Here is a 25,385-nt window from a genome sequence, read left to right on the forward strand (position 1 = left end):
CCATCAGGAGATGTGGCGCTCCTCCATCCGCATGTTGAAGCGCCGCACATGCTCCCTGGCCAACTCTTCGGCCCGCTTCCCGTCCCGGGCGGCAACGGCCGTAAACAGGGCCTCCAGGTCCTGGTAGTTCTGGCGCAGCACCGTTTCCTCCATGGGGAGGTAGCGCTCGTAGTAGGTGTGGATGTTGTGGTAGACGGTTTCGAGCACCGTGATGAAGAGGGGGTTGTCGGTCATCTCGGCCAGGGTCAGGTGAAACTCCTCGTCGGTCCGGACGAAGGAGTCCCAGTGGGGTTCCCCCTGCTCAAGGTACTTGCCGGCCGTGTTCAGCAGGTCTCTCAGCCGGCCTGTCTGCTCGGGAGTCGCCCGGTTGGCGGCCAGGGCGGCCACGATTCCCTCGACCCCCTCGCGGAATTCGGCCAGCTTCGCCAGAGGCACCTTCTGGTAGCGGATGAGCAGCGCCAGGCTCTCGCTCACCTGCTCGGTGGATACCCCCTTGATCACCGATCCCCCGGCCACGCCGGTCCGGATCTCGATGAGCCCCTTCTGCTCCAGGACGCGGAGTGCCTCCCGGAGGGTGCCCCTGCTTACATTGAACTCTTCCTGGAGTTTCCGCTCCGCCGGGAGCTGGTCCCCCTCCTTGAGCCTCCCCTCCACGATCGCTTCCTGTATCTGATCCACCACATCCTGAAAGATCCGGTTTTGTTTGGCCTTGCGAAACATCTGGGTTGCTCCTTCCGTTGCATCGTAGCAATGCAGGATTACAATGGTTGTACCCATGCCGGCCAGTCGAACAGCCGGCGCGGTCTGCGTCGCCGGCCCAGCTTTCCCGGCATGTTCAGACTGCCAGTTATAGCACCCTGTCATGCTTTTTCAAAGAATAGCATAGCGTGGAGGATAATACTAATGGTTTAACCATTGACACGAAGATGATGGCAGTGGTACTGTTTGATGCAGGTAACTCGACACCATGGGCTATCCGCCTCATATGAACCAACCAAGGAGCGAGCCATGCTAAACAGTGAGTTGAACACGAAGATCGTCAACCGCGGCAGGGAGTTTTTCGGCAGCATTTCCGGCGAGAAGCCCTCCCTTTTCAACAAAGGGGCCTGGATGGGCAAGGCCATGGACTGGAGCATGCAGAACGAGCAGTTCAAGATCCAGATGTTCCGGTTCGTGGACGTGTTTCCCTCGCTGACCACCAGCAAGCTCCTGACGGAGCACATCCGGGAATATTTCGGCAATGAGCAGGAAATGCCCGCGTTCATGTCCACGGGGGCCAAGGTGGCGGGGATGCTCGGGTCCTTCGGCGGGGCCGTGCTGAACAAGGTGCTCACCTCCAATATCGAGGAGATGGCCCGCCAGTTCATCGTGGGCGAGACCACCAAGGAGGCGGTGAAGAACCTGGAGAAACTCCGCAAGGACGGTTTTGCCGCCGTGGTGGACGTGCTCGGCGAGGCGACCCTTTCCGAAGAGGAAGCCGAAGTTTACACGAACACCTACCTGGAGTTGCTTGACGCCCTGAAGAAAGAGCAGGGGAGCTGGAAAGGCCTGCCCGGCAGAGGGGGCGATCCCAACCTGGACTGGGGGCATGCCCCCAAGGTGAACATTGCGGTGAAGCCCACGGCCCTCTTCTGCCTGGCCAATCCCCAGGACTTCGAGGGCTCGGTGGTGGCCATCCTTGACCGGATGCGCCGCATCTTCAAGAAGGTAATGGAGCTGAACGGCTTCCTCTGCATCGATATGGAATCCTACCGCCACAAGGAGATCATCCTGGAGGTCTTCCGGCGCCTGAAACTGGAGTACCGCGACTATCCCCACCTGGGAATCGTGCTCCAGGCTTACCTGAAGGATAACGACAAGGACCTGGATGACCTCCTGGCCTGGGCGAAGGAGCACAAGGTCCAGATATCCGTCCGTCTCGTGAAGGGTGCCTACTGGGACTACGAAACGGTCAAGGCGAAGCAGAACGATTGGGAAGTCCCGGTCTGGACCATCAAGGCGGAGAGCGACGCGGCCTACGAGCGCCAGGCGCGGAAGATCCTGGAAAACCACCAGATCTGCCACTTTGCCTGCGCCTCCCACAATATTCGGACCATATCGGCGGTCATGGAGATGGCGCGGGAACTGAACGTGCCGGAGGATCGTTACGAATTCCAGGTTCTCTACGGCATGGCCGAACCGGTGCGCAAGGGGATCCTGAAGGTGGCGGGGCGCATCCGCCTCTATGCCCCCTACGGCAACATGGTTCCGGGGATGGGGTACCTGGTGCGCCGGCTCCTGGAGAACACCGCCAACGAGTCGTTCCTGCGCCAGAGCTTTGCCGAGGACGCCCAGATCGAGCGTCTGCTGGAAGACCCGGCCGTCACGGTCGAGCGGGAACGGGCCGCCCGCGCCGCAAAGCCGAAAAAGGAGCGGAAGGGCCCCGGCGGGCTCACCCCGTTCAACAACGAGGCCATGGTGGACTTTACCCGGGCCGACCACCGGGCTGCTTTCCCGAGTTCAATCGCCCAGGTGCGGACCCGGTTGGGCAAGACCTATCCCCTGTTCATCAACGGGAAAGAGGTCCGGACCAACGACTTCATCCCCACCGTGAACCCCAACAAGCCCTCCGAGGTCCTGGGCCAGATCTGCCAGGCCGGCACCACGGAGGTGGGCGCCGCCATCGCCGCCGCCAAGGCAGCCTTCCCGGCATGGCGCGATACCGATCCCCGGACCAGGGCCGAATATCTGCTTAAAGCGGCCCAAGCAGCCCGTAAGCGGCTCTTCGAGCTCTCGGCCTGGCAGGTCCTGGAGATCGGCAAGCAGTGGGATCAGGCCTATGCCGACGTGACCGAGGCCATCGACTTCCTGGAATACTATGCCCGTGAGATGATCCGGCTGGGCCAGCCCCAGCGGGTGGGCCACGCCCCGGGCGAGCTGAACCATTACTTCTACGAGCCCAAAGGGGTAGCCGCGGTCATCGCCCCCTGGAACTTCCCCCTGGCCATCAGCATGGGCATGGCGTCGGCAGCCATCGTCACCGGCAACTGCGTGGTCTTCAAGCCGTCGGGGATCACCTCGATCATCGGCTGGCACCTGGTGGAACTGTTCCGCGAGGCGGGCCTCCCCGAAGGGGTCTTCAACTTCACGCCGGGCCGCGGCTCGGTCATGGGCGACTACCTGGTGGATCACCCGGACATCAGCCTGATCGCCTTCACCGGCTCCATGGAGACCGGCCTGCGGATCATCGAGCGCGCCGCCAAGGTCTATCCGGGCCAGGCCAACGTGAAGAAGATCATCTCCGAGATGGGGGGCAAGAACGCCATCATCATCGACGACGACGCCGACCTGGACGAGGCGGTGCCCCATGTCCTCTACTCGGCCTTCGGCTTCCAGGGGCAGAAGTGCTCCGCCTGCTCCCGGGTCATCGTGCTGGACGCGGTCTACGACAAATTCATCGAGCGGCTCGTGTCCATGGCCAAGGCCACCAGGGTGGGCCCCTCCGAGGACCCGGCCAACTACATGGGTGCCGTGGCCGACGACAAGGCCATGAAGAGCATCAAGGAATACGCGGAGATCGGCAAGCGCGAGGGGCATGTTCTCTACGAGAGCCCGGTGCCAACGGGTGAGGGGTATTATGTCCCCATGACCATCATTGGCGGCATCAAGCCTGAGCACCGCATCGCCCAGGAGGAAATCTTCGGGCCGGTCCTGGCGGTCATGCGGGCCAAGGACTTCGACCAGGCCATCGAATGGGCCAACTCCACCCAGTTCGCCCTCACCGGCGGTATCTTCAGCCGCAGCCCCGAGCACCTGGCCAAGGCCCGCCGGGAGTTCCGGGTGGGGAACCTCTACATCAACCGGAACAACACCGGCGCCCTGGTGGAGCGGCAGCCCTTCGGCGGCGCCCGCATGTCCGGGGTCGGCACCAAGGCCGGCGGTCCCGACTACCTCCTCCACTTCATGGACCCGCGGGTGGTCACCGAGAACACCATGCGGCGCGGTTTCGCTCCCATCGAGGAGGACGACGACTGGGTCGACTAGCAGGCGATGTAACAACCCGTGCGGGCCGGTCTGTGTTGCTGCCGCTCGCACGGAAGCTCAGCGTGCCAGCGGGGGCGGGAGAAGTCCCGTCCCCGTTTTTGTGAAACCATACTAACTTTTCAGAATATCAACAAAAACCCCATCGAAAAGCTTGCACAATCTTTAGTCACTGTGGTATACAGGTCGAACCTGTCGACGGTTTTGCCGTTCAAGGGAATCCCCCGCACTCGCAGTTCGTTGCACCAATCCCAATAACACGTCATAGCCACACCCCGGCGCAGAGAGGAACCGCATGCTCCTGCAGCAGCTCATCAACGGGATCGCCCTCGGCAGCACCTATGCGCTCATCGCCCTGGGCTACACCATGGTCTACGGCATCATCGCCCTCATCAACTTCGCCCATGGAGAAATATTCATGGCGGGCGCATTCGTGGGTCTGCTCATGGTCGCCCTGTTCAAGATGAACATCTTCGTGGCCATGATCCTTGCCATGGTAACCTGCATGGTCATGGGGGTGGTCATCGAGTTGATCGCCTACCGCCCCCTCAGGAAGTCGTCGCGGCTGTCGGCGCTCATCTCGGCCATCGGCGTCTCCATCTTCCTCTCGACACTGGCGCTCATGATCTTCGGCGCCGATGCCAAGGGCTTTCCCGACACCGCCTTTCCGGTCCACCAGGTGAAGATCCTGGGCGCCGAGATCTCGACCCTCCAGCTCCTCATCATCGGCGTTTCGGCCATTCTCATGCTCGGCCTCGAGTTCATCGTCCAGAAGACCAAGATCGGCAAGGCCATGCGCGCCACCTCCGAGGATTACAGCACAGCGGCCCTCATGGGGATCAACGTGAACCGCGTGATCTCCTTCACCTTCGCCCTCGGCTCATCCCTGGCGGCTGCCGGCGGGGTGCTGGTGGGGCTCCTGTTCAACGCGGTCAGCTTCAACATGGGGCTCATGGCAGGGCTCAAGGCCTTCTCGGCCGCGGTTCTCGGCGGGATCGGCTCCATCCCCGGCGCCATGCTCGGGGGGATGCTCCTGGGCGTGGCAGAGGTCATGGGGGTTGCGGCCGGGTACTCGTCCTACCGCGATGCCATCGCTTTTGCAATACTCGTCCTGGTTCTCCTGGTAAAGCCGACGGGCCTGCTGGGGCAGAAAATTCAGAAAAAGGTGTAACGAGCGTATGGGAGAGTCCCTGCAGAGCATCCTCAACCTGGTTGACCCGTATACCCTCCAGATCCTGGTGAACATCGGGATCGCCATCGTCCTGGCCCTGGGGCTCAACGTCATTACCGGCATCACCGGACAGCTCTCGCTGGGGCACGCGGCGTTCATGAGCATCGGAGCCTTCACCAGTGCCGTGATAACCCTGCGCACGGGGCTTCCCTTCAGCGCCAACCTCCTTCTCTCCGGACTGGCAACAGCCTTTGTCGGCGCTGCCATCGGCTATCCCATCCTCCGGCTCACCGGCGACTATCTGGCCATCTGCACCCTCGGTTTTGCCGAGATCGTCAAGGTTGTCTTTCTCAACCTCGACATCACCAACAAGGCCCTGGGATTGTCGGTTCCACCGGCCCGATCGCCGATCCCGATGCCGATCATTGTCTGGGTGGTGGCTATCCTTGCAATCATTTTCGTCAGCTTCATGAAAGAGTCGCGCTTCGGCCGGGCCCTTAAGGCGATCCGCGACGACGAGATCGCCGCCGAGGCCATGGGCATCAACATCGCCCGCTACAAGGTCCAGTCCTTTGCCGTCGGTTCCTTCCTGGCCGGGGTGGGGGGATGCCTGTACGCCCATTTTCTCAGTTACATCAACCCGTCTGATTTCGGCTTCCTCAAGTCGGTCGACATCCTGAGCATGGTCGTGCTCGGGGGGCTCGGCAGCATCGCCGGCACCGTGTTCGGGGCATCCATCCTGGCGGCGGCACCGGAGTTCCTCCGCTTCATGTCCCAGTACCGGATGCTCGTCTACGGCGGATTGCTCGTCTTTCTCATGGTCTTCCGTCCCAACGGCCTGCTCGGCGGGATCAACTTCACCGACCTGGTGCTGCGGGCCATCGGCCGCAAGCCTGCCACGGCGGAAGTCAACGAACGGCATAGAAAATAAACGGATTGGCGAGGTTCCATGTCGCTTCTGAAACTCGATAACGTGACCATCCGCTTCGGCGGGCTGGTGGCCGTCGACAGCGTCAACCTGACGGTGGAGCAGGGAGAGATCCTGGCACTCATCGGTCCCAACGGTGCCGGCAAGAGCACCCTGTTCAACCTCATTACCGGTATCTATTCGCCGACAGCGGGGAGCATCTCTTTCAAGGGTGCTACCATCAGCGGCCAGAAGACCCACCGGATCGCCGCCGCCGGCATTGGCCGCACCTTTCAGAACATCCGGCTGTTCCCCGGACTGTCGGTTCTGGAGAACGTCCTGATCGGCTCCCACACCCGCGGGAAATGGGATCTGGCCGGTTCCATCCTGAAGCTGGCGCCCTGGGTGCGGCGCGAAGAGGGGGAGCTTGTCGAATGGGCCATTGAATGCCTCAAACAGGTCGATCTGGCGCATCGGGCCTATGAACCGTCCACGAGCCTTCCCTATGGCGAGCAGCGCCGCCTGGAGATTGCCCGTGCCCTGGCGATAAAGCCCGACCTGATCCTGCTGGACGAGCCGGCCGCCGGCATGAACCCCCAGGAAAAGCAGGTCCTGCTGGAGATGGTGCGGAAGATCCGCGCCGCAGGCATCACGGTCTTCCTTGTGGAGCACGACATGAAGTTCGTCATGGGGCTGTCCGACCGGATCGCCGTGCTCGATTACGGGGTCAAGATCGCCGAGGGAAAACCTGAAGCGGTCCGGGCCAACCCGCAGGTCATCGAGGCGTACCTCGGCAAGGCGGCCGTCCACTAGCCCCGCCGCGCCTGAAGCACACTAACCGCGACAAGGATGGCGTATGCTCGTCGTTGAAAACCTTTCCGTCAACTATGGGGCCATCAAGGCCCTCGTTAATGTTTCCTGCCGGGTCGACCAGGGTGAGATCGTTGCCCTCATCGGCGCCAACGGCGCTGGCAAGACTACCATTCTGAACACCATCTCCAGTGTCGTGCCGGCGGCTGCCGGCCGGGTCCTGTTCGAGGGTGAAGACATCACCAGAACCGCCCCCCACGAGATCGTCAAGAAGGGGGTGTGCCAGGTACCCGAGGGGCGCCGCGTCTTCGCCAAGATGAGTGTGCTGGAAAACCTGGAGATGGGTGCCTACATCCGGTCCGACAAGAAGGGCATCGCCCAGGAGATGGAGCGGATATTTCACCTTTTCCCCCGCTTGGCCGAGCGGAAGAAGCAGCTCGCCAAGACCCTTTCCGGCGGGGAGCAGCAGATGCTCGCCATGGGGCGGGCCCTCATGTCCCGGCCCCGGCTCCTGCTCCTGGACGAACCCTCCATGGGGCTCGCGCCGATGCTTGTGGAAAAGATCTTCGAGATCATCGGCGAGATCAACGGGACCGGCACCACCATCATGCTCGTGGAGCAGAACGCCCACATGGCCCTTTCCATCGCCCACCGCGCCTATGTGCTGGAGACCGGCCACATCGTCCTCGAAGGGCCGGCCGGGGAACTGGCGGAAAACCCCGAGGTGAGAAAGGCATACCTGGGAGAATAGGGCTTTCGTGTGACAACGGCACCCCACAGCAAACCGATCGTAAACCCCTACCTGGCAGTCCTGGTGGGGGTTTTTGCCGTTTCGTTCTCCGCGCTCTTCGTGCGGCTCTCCACGGCTCCTCCCCTCATCATCGCCACCTACCGGCTCCTGTTTACCTTCCTGCTGCTGGCGCCGGCCACGGCAGCTTCCCGCTTCAGCGGAGCGCGCTCCATGTCGCGCCGGGAGATCGCTCTCGCGGCGGCCAGCGGCCTGTTTCTCGCCCTCCATTTCGTCACCTGGTTCACCTCGCTCTTCTACACCAGCGTGGCCAGTTCGGTGGTCATCGTCACCATGCAGCCGGTTTTCGTGGTGATCGGCGCGTGGCTCTTCTTCCGCGAGAAAGTCCCCCGGCTGGCCCTGCTGGGAGGAGTGGTGGCACTGTGCGGCAGCATCGTCATCGGCGCAGGTGACTTTCAACTGGGGATGCGCGCCTTTGTGGGAGATCTTCTCGCACTGGCCGCCGCGATCTTTGTCTCGGGCTATCTCCTCATCGGCAGGAAGCTCCGGGGGAGCGTAGAGCTGTCGGGCTATACCTTTGTCACCTATGGCGCCTCCGCCCTTGTTCTCGTCGCCACCAGTCTTCTTACCCGCACGCCGTTCCATCCCTATCCGGCCCTTGACTGGCTGCTGTTTTTCGCCCTTGCAGCAGTCTGCACCGTGCTCGGGCACACGGTCTTCAACTGGGTCCTGCGTTACGTGCAGGCATCGGTGGTGTCCGTGAGCATCCTTGGCGAGCCCATCGGCGCCATCGTCTGGGCCTCCCTGTTCCTCGGCGAAACTCCCACGCCCCGGCAGCTTGCCGGCGGCTTCCTGATCTTTGCGGGGCTCTACATCTTCACGCGGGTTTCGGCCCGGCACAAGGGGTGACGCCGCCTGCAGCCGGCGACATCGCGTATCCCGGAAGCATCCATGAAGCTGGCCGGTTTTCTGTGCGCCGCTGCGAGCATCCTGTTTTCTCCCTCTCTGCCGGGAGGCCGACGGCCAGGGAGAGGCGGGCAGTCCTACGACGGCTCCGGTTCCCGGGCCTGTTTCTGAACAGGGGAACCACCGCCGTTTCCCAGTTGCCTCAGCCAGCCATGGCCGGAGACGAGAACGATGCCGGTAAGGACGAGCAGCGCGCCGGCGAGAAACCCGCGCTCCAGCGGTTCGTTCAGGAGCCAGGCCCCCAGCGCAACCCCGAAGAGCGGGGTCATGAACGAGAGAACCCCGAGCCGCGACGCGACGTAGTGGCGCAGCAGCCAGAACCAGACCAGGAAACTGGCGAATGATACGATCAGGGCCTGGAAGATGAGGCACGCCCAGCCGAGGCGGGTGGGGTTGAAATATGTCTGGCCAAGGCCTGCCGCGGCCGGCAACAGCAGGATGAAGGCCCCCAGGAGCTGGAACAGGAGCGTCTGGGTCGCAGAGCAGGCGGACAGGCGCGAGGTGCGGATCACGACCGTTGTCATGCCCCAGGCCATTCCTGCGGCAAGCCCCAGGAAGTCTCCCCAGATGATGCCCGCCACCGACAGTGCGGCCGTGTGGCCGCCCCGGCCGCAAAAGCTCACCACGATGCCGCCGAACGCCAACGCGATCCCGAACCACTGGACCGGTTTCAGCCGTTCGGAATTAAGTTTCAGGTGGAGCCCAATGGCGGCGAATACGGGTGCGGTGTACAGGAAAATCACCATGTGGGACGCCGTCGTATGCCGCAGGCCCTCTCCGACCAGCAGATATTCCAGGGCGAACAGGAACCCGACCGCGAGCCCGGGCCGCCACATCCCCCCTGCCAGCGACAACCGCTCCCCCCGGACAGCCATCATGATGCCGACCAGCAGCGCCGATATTCCGGAACGGATGGCTATCTGCAGCAGGGGCGCTATTTCGGCGGCCGTCGCCTTCAACGCTACCTGCTGAAGCCCCCAGGTCAGACCGAGAATGATCATCAGGCTGACGGCCAACCCGTCCAGTGCTTTGCGTGAGTCCATGCAGTTCCTCTTGGTAGTGAATCCGGCACAGGAGTATATCCTTTGGCTGAAGCTATGAATATAGTGAAATTGTGACAACTGCTGGCATGTACCTGCCACTGGCCATTCGAAACAGCGGCGGAATGCCGAAAGGGCGGGAGAGGGGAGACGGATCGACTCCGTCGAGAAGGCGCGTTGTTGCGCTGGCCTGCCCCGCCGTGGAGGCGGTGCCGGGCGAAGGGCAATACAGAGGACGTCAAGGCGGCCGACAGCCTGCCGCGGAGGAGTTTCTCTTCATAAACGCAAAAGAAAATGGCCGATCATCTCGTTGATGATCGGCCATGGTTAGTATGGCTCCCCAACCCGGACTCGAACCAGGGACATGGTGGTTAACAGCCACCCGCTCTACCGACTGAGCTATTGGGGAATGTATGGGCCCCGTGACCGTGTGTTCACGAGTTCTTTTCACCTCTTCACGTCGGGCTCGAAGATGAAAAGCGAAGGCTTTTGTACCATACGCCCGACGAGGATGTCAATAAAAATGACATGCTCACTTTTCAGGGGGCAGTTCCACATGGGTGCGGGGATGGGACGGCCTCGGCATGTCTGGCCGGGCAAGCGGCAGCAATTAGGACATGGGCTTCGATAATTCCATTCCCAACCAGTCATCAATAGTGGTATATAGATGCATAGTTTGTGAGCCACAGAAGCCACCTTCTGTGGCTTTTATTTGCTACGTCCATGGAGCTTTGCGTGAAATTTTCTGATTCGTTCGTCCCTTTCCGCGGTTTTTCCCCCCAGGTGTGCTGTGTCGCTATGGCCGTTCTTCTCGGGCTTGCAGGCTGCGCAGATACTGACAAGTCGGTGCCCCAGACGTCTTCCCCGAAGGAAGCCGCCATTAAGACCGAAACTTACAGCAGTGCCGTCCCTCCTGCTCCTGCGCCGGCGTTCGCCCCGGCGAGCAGTGCCCGGCCTACGACGCCCGCCGTCAAGTATGCGGCCGGCGAAGATCCCGATTACGCACGACAGTGCGGGTGGCCGGTACTCTGTCCGCCGACCCCGCCCGGCGCCATCCTGCCGTCAAAGCGGATTGTGGCCTACTACGGCAACCCGCTCTCCAAGCGAATGGGGGCCCTGGGGGCCTATCCCAAGGATGAGATGCTCCAGCGGCTCAAGTCCGAGGTGGCGGCATGGCAGAAAGCGGATCCGTCGCTGCCGGTGCAGCCGGCTCTCCACCTGATCGCCGTCGTGGCGCAAGGGGAGCCGGGCAAGGACGGCAAATACCGGATGGTCATGCCGGATGCTATCGTCAACCAGGTGTACGGTTGGGCGAGGGAGGCAAATGCCATTCTGTTCATCGACATCCAGACCGGCCACGACGACATCCGGGCGGTCCTGCCGCGTTTCGAGTGGATTTTGAAGAATCCGGACGTTCACCTGGGAATCGACCCGGAATTCAACCTGATCTCCAGCAGGGCCAAGCCCGGCAAGAAGATCGGAACTTATGACGCGGCCGATATCAACTATGTGTCCGGCTATCTCAAAGACTTGGTTACCAGGTACAATCTGCCTCCCAAGATTCTGACGGTCCATCGGTTCACGCGCAACGGGGTTACCAACTCCAAGAAGATCGTCCTGCGCCCCGAGGTGCAGATCGTGATGCACATGGACGGGTGGGGGGCTCCCTGGCTCAAGCGCGATTCCTACAAGGATTACATCGTTGCCGAGCCGGTCCAGTACACCGGCTTCAAGCTGTTCTATCACAACGACACCAAGAAGGGGCATCCCCTGCTCACCCCCCGGGAGGTGCTCAGGCTGCACCCGAAGCCGATCTACATTCAGTACCAGTAGTACTCGCATCTTGTGGGCGGAAAGCGTGCGTGCAGGGGGGATTCTCTCTCGCATCAGCCGTTCAGCCGCCGTCGCTGGCCGACTGTAGGCGGCAAGACGAAAAAAGGAGGAGCCGGATGATCCCGGCTCCTCCTTTTGGTATGCACCTGAGTGCGGCGCGGTGCCGCTACTCGTTCCATCCTTCCGGATGAACGTCGCCGATCTGTTCCCAGTGCTCGGGCGAGCGCCAGAGGCTGGAGAGGATCAGCTCGCGCATGTGGAGGAACTCCTTGGGGAGGCGGTCGAAGAGCTTGACGAACAGTTCTTCGTGGGAGATAAGCTCGTTCTGCCAGACGGCGCGGTCCACGGAGGTCAGCTCGTTGAACTTTTCCCGGGTCATATCCAGCCCGTCCCAGTCCATGTCCTCGTAGCGGGGCATCCAGCCCAAGGGCGATTCGACGGCGCCGGCTTTGCCCTGGACCCTCTCGACAATCCACTTGAGGACCCGCATGTTGTCGCCGTAGCCGGGCCAGATGAACTTGCCGTTGGCGTCCTTGCGGAACCAGTTGACGCTGAAGATCCGGGGCGGCTTGGCGATGGAGCGGCCAAACTGCAGCCAGTGGCCGAAGTAGTCGGCCATATGGTAGCCGCAGAACGGCAGCATGGCAAAGGGATCGCGGCGAACGTTTCCGATGGCGCCCACGGCAGCGGCGGTGGTTTCAGAGCCGAGCGTCGCGGCCAGGTAGACGCCGTTGCTCCAGTTGAAGGCCTGATAGACCAGCGGTACGGTGTCCTTGCGGCGCCCGCCGAAGATGAAGGCACTCATGGGCACCCCTTTGGGGTTCTCCCAGTCCGGGTCGATGGAGGGGCACTGACTGGCCGGCGAGGTGAAGCGGGCATTGGGGTGCGCTGCCGGCCGACCGCAGCCGGGTGTCCAGGGGTTCCCCTGCCAGTCGGTGAGCTGGGAGGGGGGCTCGTCGGTCATTCCCTCCCACCAGACATCGCCGTCGGGGGTGAGGGCCACGTTGGTAAAGATGGTGTTGGCGGCGCAGGAGGCCATGGCGTTGGGGTTGGTCTTGGCGTTGGTGCCGGGGGCCACGCCGAAGTAACCGTACTCGGGGTTGATGGCGTACACTTGGCCGTCGGGGCCCGGCTTGATCCAGGCGATGTCGTCGCCGATGGTGGTTACCTTCCACCCCTTATCCTGCAGCGGTTTGGGCGGAATCAGCATGGCAAAGTTGGTCTTGCCGCAGGCGCTGGGGAAGGCCGCTCCCACGTAAGTCTTTTCACCGGTGGGGGACTCGACCCCCAGAATCAGCATGTGCTCGGCCAGCCATCCCTCGTCCTTGCCCTGCTTGGAGGCGATCCGCAGGGCGAGGCACTTCTTGCCGAGAAGGGCGTTGCCGCCGTAGCCGCTGCCAAAGGACCAGATGGAGCGCTCCTCCGGGAAATGGACGATGTACTTTTCCTTGTTGCAGGGCCAGGGGACATCCTGCTGGCCAGGCTCCAGGGGGGCGCCCACCGAGTGGAGGCACGGCACGAACTCGCCCTGTTCGCCGAGGATGTCCAGGACCTTTTTACCCATTCTGGTCATGATCTGCATGTTGACCACCACATAGGGGGAGTCGGATATCTCGACGCCGATCTTGGCGATGGGGGAGCCGAGGGGGCCCATGCTGAAGGGGATCACGTACATGGTCCGGCCACGCATGCACCCCTTGAAGAGTTTGTGCAGGTTATCCTTCATCTCCTTCGGATTCACCCAGTTGTTCGTGGGGCCTGCGTCCTGTTTTGAGAGACTGCAGATAAACGTGCGGTCCTCGACCCGTGCCACGTCGATGGGATCGGACCACGCCAGGTAGCTGTTGGGACGCTTTTCCGGGTTAAGCTTCCTGAAGGTGCCGTTTTGCACCAGCAGTTCGCAGAGCTCGTCGTACTCCTCCTGGGAGCCGTCGCACCAGTGGATGCGGTCCGGTTCGCAGAGGGCAGCCACCTCTTCGACCCACCTCAGAAGCCGTTCGTTGTTCGGAAGTTCATAACTCATTCCTCTTCCCTCCCTGTGTAAATGTGTACTTAGTCCCACGAACGCCTTTGTTCGTTATTCGTGAATAAACCAACGAGAACGGCGTCCTTCCCCGCCCGGAAGCGGCAGGTAAGCTCCAATTTTACTGGTAGCGAAAAAACCATACGTTATTATTGGCAGAATAAAATAACAGTTTAGAGCAAAAATGTAACCCCTTAATATCCATAATTACCATTTTTGTCATCGCCGTTGGCCAGGGACATCGCTCAATGTCCTTATCCACGGGCGCTTCGGACGTTTGGGCGGGACGTTGTCCCACTATTGACACCCGCTAATTCCCTGGTTAAGTAGAAAGGAAAACCCTGTGGCCGCATGGGGGCATGGGGGGGAGGGTGCCGTGAAACGATTCAGGCGCATCATTTGTGGAATGCTGGCATCTGCCGTCCTCCTGACCGGGTGCGGGTCGGGCCCGGATTCGTCGGCGCCCCAGCAGGGCAGCGCCGTGACCCTTGATCCGCTGGTTCTGCTTGCCGACATCAGTTCCAGCCTCCAGGGGCCCCTTGTCAGGTCTCTCGGCGGATGGGAGTGGGTCCGCTTCGTTTCTTCCTTTGGCACGGCATTGACCGCACGGAAATATGAGCTGGTTCTGCAAAAGGTCAGCTACGCTTCGATCGGTGCCGACGGCCAACCCCGCACGCTGAGCGGTCTGCTGATACTGCCGCGCTCCGGTAGTGTCAGGCCGTCTGTCCCTATTCTGCTGTACCAGCATGGCACCGAACCCTATCGTCCCTATTCCCCCTCCCGCTACCTGGAGAACCGTCTCCGGCCCATCGATTACCCTGAGGTCATGGTGGCAGCGGCCATAGCCTCCACCGGTTACGCCGTTGCCATGGCCGATTATGAGGGGCTTGGGGACAGCACAGGCACTCAGCCATACGTCCATGGCGCGTCGCTCGCCCGCCAGGTCGTCGACATGCTGCGGGCGAGCCGTTCCATCATTGCCGCCAGTGCATCTCCGTGCACCTGGAATGGCCAACTCTTTCTCATGGGGTATTCCGAGGGGGGATACGCCACCATGGTGGCAACGCGCGAACTCCAGGTGAACCACGCGGCTGAATTCACCGTCACCGCCTCGGCTCCCCTTGCCGGCCCCCACGATCTGTCCGGTGTCATGCGCGGGGTCATGCTGTCGGACTCCCCGTCCAAGGCCCCCTATTTCCTCCCCTTTGTACTTAATTCATATAACTATGTCTACGGTGGGCGGACGACACTGTTCAGCCCCGACTCGACCCTGTTGCCTGCCTACGCCGGCGTGCTCCCTCCGCTGTTCGACGGGAATACCCCTGCGGACAGGATCAGCGAGGCGATGGGAATGTCTTTCAGCCCGCCGCAACTCATCTTGCCCAAGAGTACGCTCACGGACTCGTTCATTGGCCAGTTGGCGCTCGACACGAGCCCGGCGGTGGCCTTCCTGAGGGAAAACGACTCTTATCGCGGATGGGTTCCGTCCGTGCCGATACGCATGGTTCACCACGGCGATGACGAGCTGGTCCCCTTCGCCAACTCACAGGTTGCGTTCGCGGCCTTCAGCACGGCCGGCGCCAAGCGGTGGGTAGCGCTCGCGAGGGAAACGCTCGCCATTCCCGTCACAGCCGACCCCGTCATGACGACCCACGTCTCCGCCGCCTTCCCGATTCTATTCAATGGCTGGTCGTGGTTGGATACCTTCAAGCGGTAAGTTCATGCCACCCTGTCCGCGGTCGGCCGCCCGGCCGCGGACAGGGTGGCGCACGCGGCAGGCTGACCTGTGCCCCCGGGGAGTGCCCGTCGCCCCTCTCTGCCTTGTCATTTCCCCCCATTCGTGCTACAAAATACCGCTCACCCCCCATGTTTTTCCCCAAGGGAGACCACCCATGAAAATCACGCGATCCGATGTCGAGCATGTGGCAACGCTTGCCCGTCTCGAACTTGCCGAGGACGAGAAGGACAGATTCACCGGCCAGCTCGACGCCATTCTCGCCTACGTGGAAAAGCTCAATGAGCTGAACACCGACGGCATCGTCCCCACATCCCATGCCGTTCCGGTCGAAAACGCCTTCCGGGAGGATGAGGTCCGTCCTTCCATCGGCGTGGAAAACGCGCTGGCCAACGCGCCCGACAGGGTGGAGGGTTTCTTCCGTGTGCCCCGAGTCATCGAATAAGAATCCCACGAGTGAAGAGCTGGAGGTCGCCATCGAAGAGGTGCGGCGCCGTTTTGCCGAACTTCCCGACGGAACCTGCAAGAAGCGGATTTTCTACAATCGCCTGAAGAACCTGGGCCGCTTCGATGCCGAGCCGGTCGACTACCAGAATCCGGAGGAGGTCGCGCTGCCGCGCGAGATCGAGGTGGGCTTCGCCGTCTGCCATCCCGAGTGCGGCAACCAGGCGCTCCTTGTGGTGGAGGGCGGCCCCCAGGCCTGCGACTGTTGCGGCGCCACCATGTACCCCATTGAAGTGGCCCCGTACCGGCTGAAGAAGAAATGACCCGGCCCGGCCACTGCCAGGCCCACTGACTGGAGACAGAGCGACATGGAGCTGTTTGAGCTGACCCTGTACGAACTGCATGAGAAATTGGCGAAACGGGAGGTTTCCTCCGTGGAGGCGACCCGGGCGCTGCTCGCCCGCATCGAGGCCACCGACTCCCGGGTGAACGCCTATATTACCGTTACTCCCGACGAGGCCCTCGCGGCCGCCGAAGCGGCGGACCGGCGCATTGCCGCCGGCGCCATGACCCCCCTCACCGGCGTCCCGGTTGCACTCAAGGACATCTTCGTCACCCGCGGGATTCGCACCACCTGCGGCTCGAAGATCCTCGGGAAGTTCATCCCCCCCTATGACGGAACGGTCGTGGCGAAGCTCCGGGAGGCGGGGGCGGTCATTGTGGGCAAACTCAACCAGGACGAGTTCGCCATGGGCTCCTCCGGTGAATCCAGCGCCTTCGGCGCCACCAACAACCCCTGGAACCTGGCGTGCACCCCCGGCGGTTCGTCCAGCGGCTCGGCCGCGGCCATCGCGGCCCGCTCGGCCACGGCCACGCTCGGCACCGACACCGGCGGCTCCATCCGGCAGCCCGCCTCCCACTGCGGCTGCGTGGGGCTGCGCCCCACCTACGGCCGGGTCTCCCGCTACGGGGTCATCGCCTATGCCTCGTCCCTGGACCAGGTGGGGCCCGTGACCCGCGACGTGACCGACTGCGCCCTTATGCTGGGGGCCGTGGCCGGTCACGACCCCCTCGACTCCACCAGCATCGATCTGCCGGTGCCCGATTACGCCGCAGCCCTCACCGGCCGGGTGAAGGGGCTCAGGCTGGGCCTGCCGAAGGAGTACTATCGCGAGGGGCTCGACCCGGACGTGAAGCGGGCACTGGATGCCGCCATCGAAACCTACCGGGGGCTCGGCGCCGAGTTCGTGGAGGTTTCGCTCCCTCACACCGACTATGCCGTGGCCACCTACTACCTCATCGCCACCGCCGAGGCCAGCTCCAACCTGGCCCGCTACGACGGGGTTCGCTTCGGGCACCGGGCGGACGGGGCCGCGAACCTGATCGACATGTTCCGCCGCAGCCGCGCCGAGGGATTCGGCGCCGAGGTGAAGCGCCGGATCATGATCGGCACCTACGCCCTTTCCTCGGGATATTACGACGCCTACTACCTGAAGGCCCAGAAAGTCCGTACCCTGATCATGCAGGACTTCATGAAGGCCTTCGAGCAGGTGGACGCCCTGCTCACGCCGGTGGCTCCGACACCGGCCTTCAAGATCGGCGAAAAGGTGGATGATCCGCTCCAGATGTACCTGTCGGATATCTTCACCATCCCCGTGAACCTTGCCGGCACCTGCGCCATCTCCGTGCCGGCCGGCATGAGCGCCGCCGGTCTTCCCATCGGCCTGCAGCTCATCGGCCGGCCCTTTGGGGAGGAAACCATCCTGCGTGCCGCCCACGCCTTCGAGCAGGCAACGGAATGGCACCGGCGCACAGCCCAACTCTAAGCTCCACGGAGATTTCGATGAACTACCAGGCCGTCATCGGTTTAGAAGTCCACGTCCAACTGAAGACCGACACCAAGATCTTCTGCGGATGCTCCACGAAGTTCGGCGCCGCCCCCAACTCCCAGACCTGCCCGGTCTGCCTCGGCATGCCGGGGGTGCTGCCGGTGCTCAACAAGAAAGTGGTGGAGTTCGCCATCAGGGCCGGCCTCGCCACCAACTGCCGGATCGCGCCCCGCTCGGTCTTTGCCCGGAAGAACTATTTCTACCCGGACCTGCCCAAGGGCTACCAGATCAGCCAGTACGAACTTCCCATCTGCCAGAACGGACATCTGGACATCGAGGTGGACGGCCAGGTCAAGCGGATCGGCATCACCCGCATCCACATGGAGGAGGATGCCGGCAAGCTGGTGCACGCCGACATCCCCGGCCTGGGGAGCGGGTCCGGCGTGGACCTGAACCGTGCCTGCACGCCGCTGCTGGAAATCGTCTCGGAACCGGACATCCGCAGCGCCGACGAGGCGGTGGCCTATCTCAGGAAGCTCCACCAGATCGTGGTCTATCTGGGCATCTGCGACGGCAACATGGAGGAGGGGAGCTTCCGCTGCGACGCCAACGTGTCGGTCATGCCCGTGGGGTCCACGACCTTCGGCACCCGTACCGAGACCAAGAACGTCAACTCGTTCCGCTTCGTGAAGCAGGCCATCGAGCACGAGATCGAGCGGCAGATCGAGCTGATCGAGGAGGGAGGGAAGGTGGTGCAGGAGACCCGCCTCTTCGATCCGAATACCGGTGAAACACGCTCCATGCGCGGCAAGGAGGAGGCCCACGACTACCGCTACTTCCCCGACCCCGACCTGGTGCCGCTGGTCATCTCCAACGACTGGGTCGAGGACGCGCGGCTTTCCCTTCCGGAACTCCCCGATGCGCGGCGGAGCCGCTACCGCTCCGAGCTGGGGCTTTCCGACTATGACGCAGAGGTCCTCACCGCCACCCGGGAGATGGCCGAGTACTTCGAGGCCTGCCTTGCCGCGGGCGCCCCGGCCAAGGGGGCGGCCAACTGGGTCATGGGCGAGGTGACCCGCGCCCTGAACGAGGCGGGCACGGGCATCGCCGAATGCCCGGTTACGCCGGCCCGTCTCACGGCCCTGCTGCAACTGATCGAGAAGGGCACCATCTCCGGCAAGATCGCCAAGACCGTCTTCGACGAGATGTGGCAAAGCGACAAGGCACCTGAGGCCATCGTGGAGGAGAAGGGGCTCGTCCAGGTCTCCGACACCGGCGAAATCGAGAAGATCATCGACGAGATCATGGCCGCCAACATGGGCCAGGTGGAGGAGTTCCGCGGCGGCAAGGAGAAGGTCTTCGGCTTCTTCGTGGGCCAGGTGATGCGGGCCTCCAAAGGCAAGGCCAACCCGGCGGTGGTGAACGAACTGCTGATGAAGAAGCTGAAAGGCTAAACACGACGAGGTTCCCATGTCCTTCAGAACCATAGAGTGGCGCGACGACAAGGTTGTCATGATCGACCAGACCCGCCTGCCCGGCGAGGAGGTCTACTGCGAGTACGCCGACTACAAGAGCGTGGCCGAGGCGATCCGGGGGATGGTCATCCGGGGGGCTCCGGCCATCGGAGTGGCGGCGGCCATGGGAGTGGCCCTGGGCGCCCGGGAGATCATCGCCGACACCTATGAATCGTTTTTCCGGCAGATGGAGAATGTCTGCGAGGTCATGGCCCGCACCCGCCCCACGGCGGTGAACCTCTTCTGGGCCATCGAGCGGATGAAGCGGGTGGCCAGTGAACATCACGACAGGCCCCTGGACGAGTTGCGCGAGATCCTCAAGGCTGAGGCGATCCGGATCGAGCAGGAAGACCTTGAGCTCTGCAAGGCCATTGGTCGGCACGGGTCGGCGCTGATTCCCGAGGGGGCCACGGTCCTGACCCACTGCAATGCCGGCGGGCTCGCCACGGCGGGCTACGGCACGGCCCTCGGGGTCATCAGAGCGGCCCACGAGGCAGGGAAAAAGATCCAGGTGTTCGCCGACGAGACTCGCCCGTGGCTCCAGGGGGCGCGGCTTACCGCCTGGGAGCTCATGAAGGACGGCATTCCGGTGACCCTCATCTCCGACAACATGGCCGGCTTCTTCATGAAGCGGGGCGAGATCACCTGCTGCGTCGTGGGGGCCGACCGGATCGCCGCCAACGGCGACACGGCCAACAAGATCGGCACTTACAGCGTGGCAGTCCTGGCCAGGGAGAACAACATCCCCTTCTACGTGGCGGCACCCACCACCACCCTCGATCTCTCTCTGGAGAACGGGGACCAGATCCCCATCGAGGAGCGCCACTCCCGTGAGGTGACCCATCTGAACGGATTCCCGGTGGCACCCGAGGGAATCCGGGTACGCAACCCGGCGTTCGATGTGACGCCCGCCCGCTACATATCCGCCATCATCACCGAGCAGGGGGTGGTGAGCGGTGATTACGCCACCGGCCTTCGGGGCCTCGTGGCGCCATGAGCCGCAGTAGCGAGTTCGTTCGACGAATCGAAGAGGCCCTGGCCGCCGCTGGGGACAGCGGCGGCGATCAACCCCTAACGGAGTTGCTGGAAAAGGAGGGGTTCGTCTACCCGGCCCGTTCGGCCGCCAACCTGCGCCTGCTCCAGGGAACGCTGCCCGATCGGATGGTGGCTGAGCTGGCCGCCGCCTCCCTTGCAGCTCCCCTGCCCGACATGGCCCTGAATGGCCTCGAACGGGTCGGGGGCGTGGCAGACCGGCAGGAACTCATCGACGTCTGCAGCCGCAAGGAGCGCCGTGCGCAGTTGCTCGTGCTGTGCGGTTCGTCCCCCTTCCTCGTCAACATCCTCTGCCGCGATCCCGCCTTCTTCCACCAGTTGTTCGTCACCAGAGCCATCGATATCAGGCGCAGTGAGCAGGAGATGCTGGCGACGCTCCGCTCCCAGGCCAAGGGGGTCGACCATGCCGACCTCTTTCCGGTCCTGCGTCGGTTCAAGTTTCAGGAGGTTCTCCGCATCGCCGCCCGGGACCTGAACGGTCTCGCTTCCCTGGAGGAGGTGACGGCCGAGCTTTCCGCCCTGGCGGCGGCTACTCTCCAGGTGGCCTGCGATGCCGCGCGGCGCAAGCTCGTAAAGGATCACGGCCACCCCCTCATGGTGACCGCCGACGGCTCCCGGGAGGCGGAGTTCACGGTCATGGGGATGGGCAAGTTCGGCGGCCGCGAGCTCAACTTTTCCTCGGATATCGATCTGATCTATTTTTACTCCTCGGATAAGGGCGAAACCGAGGGGATCGACGACGGCCGGGGGGGCAAGCGGGGCAAGATATCCCTCCACTCCTTTTTTGTGAAGATGGGAGAGATGGTCACCAAGGCCATCTCCCAGGTGACGGCCGACGGGTTCGTGTTCCGGGTGGACATGGGGCTGCGCCCCGAGGGGAAGAGCGGCGATCTGGCCTGCTCCCTCCACTCGGCCGCCACATACTACGAGTACTGGGGCCAGTCCTGGGAGCGGGCGGCCATGCTGAAGGCGCGCCCAGTGGCGGGCTCCATCGAGCTGGGGAACCAGGTGCTCCGGGCCATCGAGCCGTTTGTCCATCGCAAATACCTTGATTACAACCTGATCGAGGACATGATGGTCATGAAGAAGAAGATCGACGCCTCCATCGCCCGGCAGCAGGAGAGCGAGTGCAACATCAAGCTGGGCCGCGGCGGAATCCGTGAGATCGAATTCTTCATCCAGGCTCTGCAACTGGTGTATGCCGGCAAGAATCCCCATCTGCGCGAGCGCAATTCCCTCAAGGCCCTGGCCTCGCTGAGGGATGCCAGGCTCATCGGCGAGGACGATGCGGGAGCGCTCACCGAGGCCTACCGCTTCCTCCGGACCGTTGAGCACCGCATTCAGGTGGTCCAGGAGCGGCAGACCCACTCCCTGCCGAAAAAGGACGATGAAATGCTCGCCCTTGCCCGGCGCTGCGGCTTTCTCCGCAAGAACGGCCTGGAAAAGTTCCGGGAGACCCTTGAGCATCACCGGAGCCGGGTGTCGGCCGTTTACGGCGGTCTGTTCCTCTCCCGTGACGAGCGCCTGAGGGAAGAGGTCCGGCCCGAAACCTACAGTTTTTTCGATCGCGCCGCCGATCCCGACTTGGTCAAGGATATGCTGGCGGAGCGGGGCTTCAGGAACGTGGATACTGCCTACGAAAACCTGCTGCTCCTGCGCGACGGTCCGCCGCGGGCCCACCTGACCGAACGGGGCCGGCGGCTGCTGGAGAAAATTTCCCCGCTCCTGCTCCAGGAGATCTTCGGCTCGCCCGACCCGGACCTGACCCTCAACAACCTGGAGCGCTTCCTGGGAGCGGTGGGCTCCCGCTCGTCCGTCTATGCCCTTCTGGCCGAAAACAGGGAAACCATCAAGCTCCTGATTTCCCTGTTCGGGACATCCGAATTCCTGTCCAAGATATTTATCGGCCATCCCGAACTTCTGGACAGCCTCGTGTCCCGGGCCGGCGCCACCTACATGAAGAGCCGAAGCGTCATGGAGGCCGAATTGCAGGGGATGCTCGACGCGGCAGACGATTACGAGGAACGCCTCGACATCCTCCGCCGTTACCGCCACGAGGAGTTTCTCCGGATCGGCATGAACGACATCTACGGCAAGTTGGGACAGTCGGAGCTCACCTTCCAGTTGACCGGGCTGGCCGAGGTCTGTCTCGCCGCGGCCTGCCGCATGGCCAAGAAGGAACTCGCCCGGTTCGGTCGGCCCATGTACCGGGATGCCGACGGCGATCTGCGCCAGGCCCATTTCGCCGTGGTGGCCATGGGCAAGATGGGGGGCAACGAGCTCAACTACCACTCGGACCTGGATATCATCTACATCTACGACCAGCAGGGGACGACCGAAGGAGGGGAGCGCCAGGTATCCAACCACGAGTATTTCGCCAAGCTGGGCCAGAAGATCATCTCCATCCTCACCACCCAGACCAGGGAAGGGTACGTCTACAAGCTCGACACGCGGCTGCGGCCGTCGGGCAATGCGGGGCCCCTGGTCACCTCCATTGGTTCGTTCCGGGAATACCACCGCACCGAGGCCCAGATCTGGGAGCGCCAGGCCCTGACCAAGGCACGGGTGGTCTTTGCCGATGAGCGGCTGCGGAAAGAGATCGAGGAGGTCGTCCAGAGCACGGTGTACGGTAGCGGGGCCGGCGAAGAGGAGCGCAAGGAGATCCACCGGCTGCGGACTCGCATGGAAGTAGAGCTGGCCAGGGAGAAGGCGGGAAGCTTCAACATCAAGACCGGCCGGGGCGGGATCGTCGACATCGAGTTTCTGGTCCAGTACCTCCAACTGCGCGAGGGACATGCCCACCCGGAAATCCGCAGCACCAATACGCTCCTGGCGCTCAAGGCCATGCACCTGTTCGGCATCCTCGCCGAGGACGACATCGTCACCCTCCAGGCGGGCTACAAGTTCCTCCGTCGCCTGGAAAACCGGCTGCGGCTCATCCACGACTACTCCATCAACGATCTGGGAGGAGACCAGAACTATCTTGACGCACTGGCCCGCCGTCTGGGGTATGACCCGAAGCTGCGGCACCCGGGCAACGCTCTCATGAAGGAGTATGAAGAGGTTACCGAGGCGGTCCGGCAGGTGTACGAGCGGATTCTCGGCGACATCCGCGGGTGGGCCTGAGGGGGTGCGCGACCGGCTCATGGCGGTCTACGACCAGCTCTTCGCGGCCTACGGACCCCGCCACTGGTGGCCCGCCGACACCCCCTTCGAGGTCTGCGTCGGTGCGATCCTGACCCAGAATACCAACTGGGGCAACGTGGAAAAGGCCATTGCCCGGCTCAAGGCAGCAGGGCTCCTCTCCCCGGAAGGGCTGCGCGATGTACCTGTGGCCGCACTGGCGGAGACGATCCGGCCGGCCGGTTACTATAACGTCAAAAGCGTGCGGCTCAAGGATTTTGTCGGTTTTCTCTTCGAACGCTTCGAACGCTTCGACGGGAAGCTGGAGCGGATGTTCGCGGGGGAGTGGCGGGAGCTTCGACGGGAACTGCTCGGGGTGCGGGGGATCGGTCGGGAAACCGCCGACTCGATCCTGCTCTATGCGGGAGAAAAGCCCACCTTCGTGGTTGATGCCTATACGAAACGTCTTTTTTCCGCCCTGGGTCTCGTGGAGCCGACGGCCGACTATGAGTCCGTCCGTGCGCTCTTCATGGGCAACCTTCCCGACGATACGGCGCTGTTCAACGAATATCACGCCCTCGTCGTGGAGCACTGCAAGCGGCACTGCACCACCCGCCCCCGTTGCGGCGGGTGCGGGCTCCACCTGCTATGTCGAGCCTGACATGAGCTCCACCCGGTTGCGACCGTTCTGCTTGGCCCGGTAGAGGGCCTCGTCGGCCTGCCTGAAGAGGGAGTCGGTCCCCTCCACGCGGGGCGACGGATAGGTGGACACGCCAAGACTGATGGTGATGACCTGCCCGTGGAGGCTGCCGTCGAAGACATGGTCCTGCACCTCCAGCCGGAGCCGTTCGGCAATGGCCTGGGCCTCCTGCAAAGGGGTTTCCGGCAGCAGCAGGACAAACTCTTCGCCCCCGTAGCGGGCAGCCACATCGTAGCTGCGAAGCCGTTGGCAGACTATCCCGGCAAGGGTCACCAGGACCTTGTCCCCCTCCTGATGACCATAGGTGTCGTTGATCTTCTTGAAATAGTCGATATCAAGAATAACCAGGGAAAGGGCGCCACCCTTGCGGGAGGCCCGCTGGAACTCCTTGTCCACCATTTCCATCAGATGGCGACGGTTATGCAAGTGGGTGAGGGGATCGGTGATTGATAGTTTGCGCAGCAATTCGTTGGAACGCTTCAACTCGTCCTGGAGCCCCTTCACTTTCAACTGGACCCGGACCCGGGCAACCAGCTCTCCCGAGTCGAAGGGCTTGGTGACGTAGTCGGATGCCCCCTGCTCAAGCCCGCGGATTTTCGTGTCCCGGTCTTCCCGGCTGGTCAGCAGGATGATCGGAAGATCCTGGAGCTCACCCCGGGACCGGGTCATGGAAAGGAAGCGGAACCCGTCCATCCTCGGCATTTCCAGGTCGCAGAGCACCAGGTCCACCTTGTTGTTGAGGAGGATCTTGAACCCTTCGAGGCCGTCCCGGGCTTCCAGGTAGGTCTCGAACAGCCGGGCTTCCTTGAGGGTGCGCACTATTTCCTCGCGCAGGACTTCCGAATCGTCGATTACGAGGGCTGTCATCGCCATGGTTTCATGCTTCTCCGCGCGGATGGAGAATCCGTGGGATCGTCCCGCCCCGGTCTCATGACCGGGGGAATACCGTGTTGAGAAACTGCGAGAGTATGGCGGCCGTGAGCCCCCATATTTCGTCGTCCAGGTACCGGTAGAAGTGGACGGGATGGGTCCGTCCCCGCCACGTCCAGTCTTCGGTTCTGAAGACTTCGGGCAGCAGCAGGTGCTTCAGCGGTACGACAATGATCCGTTCGATCTCGTCGGGGTTCACGGTCAGGGAGCGATCCCCCCGGATGATTCCCACGCAGGGGGTCACCAGGTAGTCGTGGATGGAATAGAAATCATCCAGTGTGCCGAGGATGTCCACGTCGCCGGGCGGAACGCCCACCTCTTCCCAGGTTTCCCGCAGGGCCGTATCGCAGGGCGAGGCATCATCGGGATGGCGCACCCCGCCGGGAAACGAGATTTCTCCCCGATGGTGGTTCAGATGTTCCGTCCGCTTGGTGAAAAGGACCCGGACCTCGCCGTCCCTCTCGAAGAGGGGAAGCAGCACCGCGGCCGGGACCGGTCCCGGCGCCATCGGCACCCTTGTCCGCCCGGCCAGGGTCGTG

Annotated in this window: 20 protein-coding genes and 1 tRNA gene; 15 read left to right on the top strand and 6 right to left on the bottom strand. The window is 62.9% G+C overall.

The genetic code is table 11. From position 1 onward, the window contains the following. Nucleotides 1-3 precede the first annotated feature (3 nt). Nucleotides 4-720 carry a FadR/GntR family transcriptional regulator gene (locus AC6CDK_RS05825; RefSeq protein ID WP_039647600.1) on the bottom strand — a complete coding sequence of 239 codons (717 nt, stop codon included), beginning with the start codon at nucleotides 718-720 and terminating at the stop codon, nucleotides 4-6. Nucleotides 721-1,008: 288 nt separating this feature from the next. Here AC6CDK_RS05825 and pruA point away from each other — a divergent pair, with 288 nt between their 5' ends. From pruA to AC6CDK_RS05855, 6 genes are all read left to right on the top strand, one after another. Then, nucleotides 1,009-4,023, top strand: coding sequence for an L-glutamate gamma-semialdehyde dehydrogenase (gene pruA / locus AC6CDK_RS05830; RefSeq protein ID WP_039647601.1), 3,015 nt, complete (start codon nucleotides 1,009-1,011; stop codon nucleotides 4,021-4,023). 292 nt (nucleotides 4,024-4,315) lie between these two features. Then, nucleotides 4,316-5,191, top strand: a complete 876-nt coding sequence (locus AC6CDK_RS05835; protein WP_039647602.1) for a branched-chain amino acid ABC transporter permease — start codon at nucleotides 4,316-4,318, stop codon at nucleotides 5,189-5,191. 7 nt (nucleotides 5,192-5,198) lie between these two features. Then, the gene (locus AC6CDK_RS05840) at nucleotides 5,199-6,122 is read left to right on the top strand and encodes a branched-chain amino acid ABC transporter permease (RefSeq protein WP_039647604.1); all 924 of its coding nucleotides are present in this window, start codon (nucleotides 5,199-5,201) and stop codon (nucleotides 6,120-6,122) included. 18 nt (nucleotides 6,123-6,140) lie between these two features. Further along, nucleotides 6,141-6,911, top strand: coding sequence for an ABC transporter ATP-binding protein (locus AC6CDK_RS05845; RefSeq protein ID WP_039647606.1), 771 nt, complete (start codon nucleotides 6,141-6,143; stop codon nucleotides 6,909-6,911). A 43-nt stretch (nucleotides 6,912-6,954) separates the two neighbouring features. Beyond that, nucleotides 6,955-7,659 carry an ABC transporter ATP-binding protein gene (locus AC6CDK_RS05850; RefSeq protein WP_039647608.1) on the top strand — a complete coding sequence of 235 codons (705 nt, stop codon included), beginning with the start codon at nucleotides 6,955-6,957 and terminating at the stop codon, nucleotides 7,657-7,659. Between the two features lie 9 nt (nucleotides 7,660-7,668). Further along, nucleotides 7,669-8,565 (top strand): DMT family transporter, encoded by an 897-nt coding sequence (locus AC6CDK_RS05855; RefSeq protein ID WP_039647609.1) that lies wholly within the window; start codon nucleotides 7,669-7,671, stop codon nucleotides 8,563-8,565. 134 nt (nucleotides 8,566-8,699) lie between these two features. Here the strand turns inward: AC6CDK_RS05855 and AC6CDK_RS05860 are convergent, their stop codons facing one another. Together AC6CDK_RS05860 and AC6CDK_RS05865 are read right to left on the bottom strand one after the other, a co-directional pair. Then, entirely contained in the window at nucleotides 8,700-9,665 is a 966-nt protein-coding gene (locus tag AC6CDK_RS05860; RefSeq protein ID WP_039647611.1) for a DMT family transporter, read from the bottom strand. Nucleotides 9,666-9,995: 330 nt separating this feature from the next. Then, nucleotides 9,996-10,071 (bottom strand) — tRNA-Asn (locus AC6CDK_RS05865). A 326-nt stretch (nucleotides 10,072-10,397) separates the two neighbouring features. Here AC6CDK_RS05865 and AC6CDK_RS05870 point away from each other — a divergent pair. Further along, on the top strand, nucleotides 10,398-11,495 hold the full coding sequence (locus AC6CDK_RS05870; RefSeq protein WP_192905906.1) for a hypothetical protein: 1,098 nt from the start codon (nucleotides 10,398-10,400) through the stop codon (nucleotides 11,493-11,495). A 166-nt stretch (nucleotides 11,496-11,661) separates the two neighbouring features. Here the strand turns inward: AC6CDK_RS05870 and AC6CDK_RS05875 are convergent, their stop codons facing one another. Then, nucleotides 11,662-13,518 (bottom strand): phosphoenolpyruvate carboxykinase (GTP), encoded by a 1,857-nt coding sequence (locus AC6CDK_RS05875; protein WP_039647613.1) that lies wholly within the window; start codon nucleotides 13,516-13,518, stop codon nucleotides 11,662-11,664. A gap of 376 nt (nucleotides 13,519-13,894) precedes the next feature. Between AC6CDK_RS05875 and AC6CDK_RS05880 the strand changes: the two genes are divergently transcribed. The 8 genes from AC6CDK_RS05880 to AC6CDK_RS05915 all read left to right on the top strand — a co-directional run bounded on the left by AC6CDK_RS05880 (nucleotide 13,895) and on the right by AC6CDK_RS05915 (nucleotide 23,877). Then, nucleotides 13,895-15,235 carry an alpha/beta hydrolase gene (locus AC6CDK_RS05880; RefSeq protein ID WP_192905905.1) on the top strand — a complete coding sequence of 447 codons (1,341 nt, stop codon included), beginning with the start codon at nucleotides 13,895-13,897 and terminating at the stop codon, nucleotides 15,233-15,235. 175 nt (nucleotides 15,236-15,410) lie between these two features. Beyond that, the gene (gene gatC / locus AC6CDK_RS05885; RefSeq protein WP_039647617.1) at nucleotides 15,411-15,698 is read left to right on the top strand and encodes an Asp-tRNA(Asn)/Glu-tRNA(Gln) amidotransferase subunit GatC; all 288 of its coding nucleotides are present in this window, start codon (nucleotides 15,411-15,413) and stop codon (nucleotides 15,696-15,698) included. Beyond that, nucleotides 15,676-16,020, top strand: coding sequence for a hypothetical protein (locus AC6CDK_RS05890; protein WP_066356678.1), 345 nt, complete (start codon nucleotides 15,676-15,678; stop codon nucleotides 16,018-16,020). Before gatC ends, AC6CDK_RS05890 begins: the two co-directional genes overlap by 23 nt. 45 nt (nucleotides 16,021-16,065) lie before the next feature. Beyond that, on the top strand, nucleotides 16,066-17,523 hold the full coding sequence (gene gatA, locus AC6CDK_RS05895) for an Asp-tRNA(Asn)/Glu-tRNA(Gln) amidotransferase subunit GatA (RefSeq protein ID WP_039647621.1): 1,458 nt from the start codon (nucleotides 16,066-16,068) through the stop codon (nucleotides 17,521-17,523). 17 nt (nucleotides 17,524-17,540) lie between these two features. Further along, on the top strand, nucleotides 17,541-18,980 hold the full coding sequence (gene gatB, locus AC6CDK_RS05900) for an Asp-tRNA(Asn)/Glu-tRNA(Gln) amidotransferase subunit GatB (RefSeq protein ID WP_039647623.1): 1,440 nt from the start codon (nucleotides 17,541-17,543) through the stop codon (nucleotides 18,978-18,980). Nucleotides 18,981-18,996: 16 nt separating this feature from the next. Beyond that, the gene (gene mtnA / locus AC6CDK_RS05905) at nucleotides 18,997-20,037 is read left to right on the top strand and encodes an S-methyl-5-thioribose-1-phosphate isomerase (protein WP_039647625.1); all 1,041 of its coding nucleotides are present in this window, start codon (nucleotides 18,997-18,999) and stop codon (nucleotides 20,035-20,037) included. After that, on the top strand, nucleotides 20,034-23,219 hold the full coding sequence (gene glnE, locus AC6CDK_RS05910; protein WP_192905904.1) for a bifunctional [glutamate--ammonia ligase]-adenylyl-L-tyrosine phosphorylase/[glutamate--ammonia-ligase] adenylyltransferase: 3,186 nt from the start codon (nucleotides 20,034-20,036) through the stop codon (nucleotides 23,217-23,219). The genes mtnA and glnE overlap by 4 nt, the downstream gene beginning before the upstream one ends. Nucleotides 23,220-23,223: 4 nt before the next feature. Beyond that, complete coding sequence (locus tag AC6CDK_RS05915; RefSeq protein ID WP_318556185.1) at nucleotides 23,224-23,877, top strand: endonuclease III domain-containing protein; 654 nt, start codon at nucleotides 23,224-23,226, stop codon at nucleotides 23,875-23,877. Here the strand turns inward: AC6CDK_RS05915 and AC6CDK_RS05920 are convergent. After that, nucleotides 23,863-24,789, bottom strand: a complete 927-nt coding sequence (locus tag AC6CDK_RS05920) for a diguanylate cyclase (RefSeq protein WP_039647630.1) — start codon at nucleotides 24,787-24,789, stop codon at nucleotides 23,863-23,865. The two genes, AC6CDK_RS05915 and AC6CDK_RS05920, sit on opposite strands and share 15 nt — an antisense overlap. 55 nt (nucleotides 24,790-24,844) lie before the next feature. Further along, nucleotides 24,845-25,385 (bottom strand): NUDIX hydrolase (locus tag AC6CDK_RS05925; RefSeq protein ID WP_496639771.1); only part of this gene is annotated, 541 nt, incomplete at its 5' end.

The sequence above is a fragment of the Geobacter sp. PheSNFMC genome, from assembly GCF_059620965.1.

Excerpts from the sequence above, each read along its gene's own strand:
- gatA (WP_039647621.1), top strand. The coding sequence starts at position 16,066 with ATGGAGCTGTTTGAGCTGACCCTGTACGAACTGCATGAGAAATTGGCG.
- gatC (WP_039647617.1), top strand. The coding sequence starts at position 15,411 with ATGAAAATCACGCGATCCGATGTCGAGCATGTGGCAACGCTTGCCCGT.
- AC6CDK_RS05920 (WP_039647630.1), bottom strand. The coding sequence starts at position 24,789 with ATGGCGATGACAGCCCTCGTAATCGACGATTCGGAAGTCCTGCGCGAG.
- glnE (WP_192905904.1), top strand. The coding sequence starts at position 20,034 with ATGAGCCGCAGTAGCGAGTTCGTTCGACGAATCGAAGAGGCCCTGGCC.
- gatB (WP_039647623.1), top strand. The coding sequence starts at position 17,541 with ATGAACTACCAGGCCGTCATCGGTTTAGAAGTCCACGTCCAACTGAAG.
- AC6CDK_RS05825 (WP_039647600.1), bottom strand. The coding sequence starts at position 720 with ATGTTTCGCAAGGCCAAACAAAACCGGATCTTTCAGGATGTGGTGGAT.
- pruA (WP_039647601.1), top strand. The coding sequence starts at position 1,009 with ATGCTAAACAGTGAGTTGAACACGAAGATCGTCAACCGCGGCAGGGAG.
- AC6CDK_RS05845 (WP_039647606.1), top strand. The coding sequence starts at position 6,141 with ATGTCGCTTCTGAAACTCGATAACGTGACCATCCGCTTCGGCGGGCTG.
- AC6CDK_RS05835 (WP_039647602.1), top strand. The coding sequence starts at position 4,316 with ATGCTCCTGCAGCAGCTCATCAACGGGATCGCCCTCGGCAGCACCTAT.
- mtnA (WP_039647625.1), top strand. The coding sequence starts at position 18,997 with ATGTCCTTCAGAACCATAGAGTGGCGCGACGACAAGGTTGTCATGATC.
- AC6CDK_RS05840 (WP_039647604.1), top strand. The coding sequence starts at position 5,199 with ATGGGAGAGTCCCTGCAGAGCATCCTCAACCTGGTTGACCCGTATACC.
- AC6CDK_RS05860 (WP_039647611.1), bottom strand. The coding sequence starts at position 9,665 with ATGGACTCACGCAAAGCACTGGACGGGTTGGCCGTCAGCCTGATGATC.
- AC6CDK_RS05875 (WP_039647613.1), bottom strand. The coding sequence starts at position 13,518 with ATGAGTTATGAACTTCCGAACAACGAACGGCTTCTGAGGTGGGTCGAA.
- AC6CDK_RS05850 (WP_039647608.1), top strand. The coding sequence starts at position 6,955 with ATGCTCGTCGTTGAAAACCTTTCCGTCAACTATGGGGCCATCAAGGCC.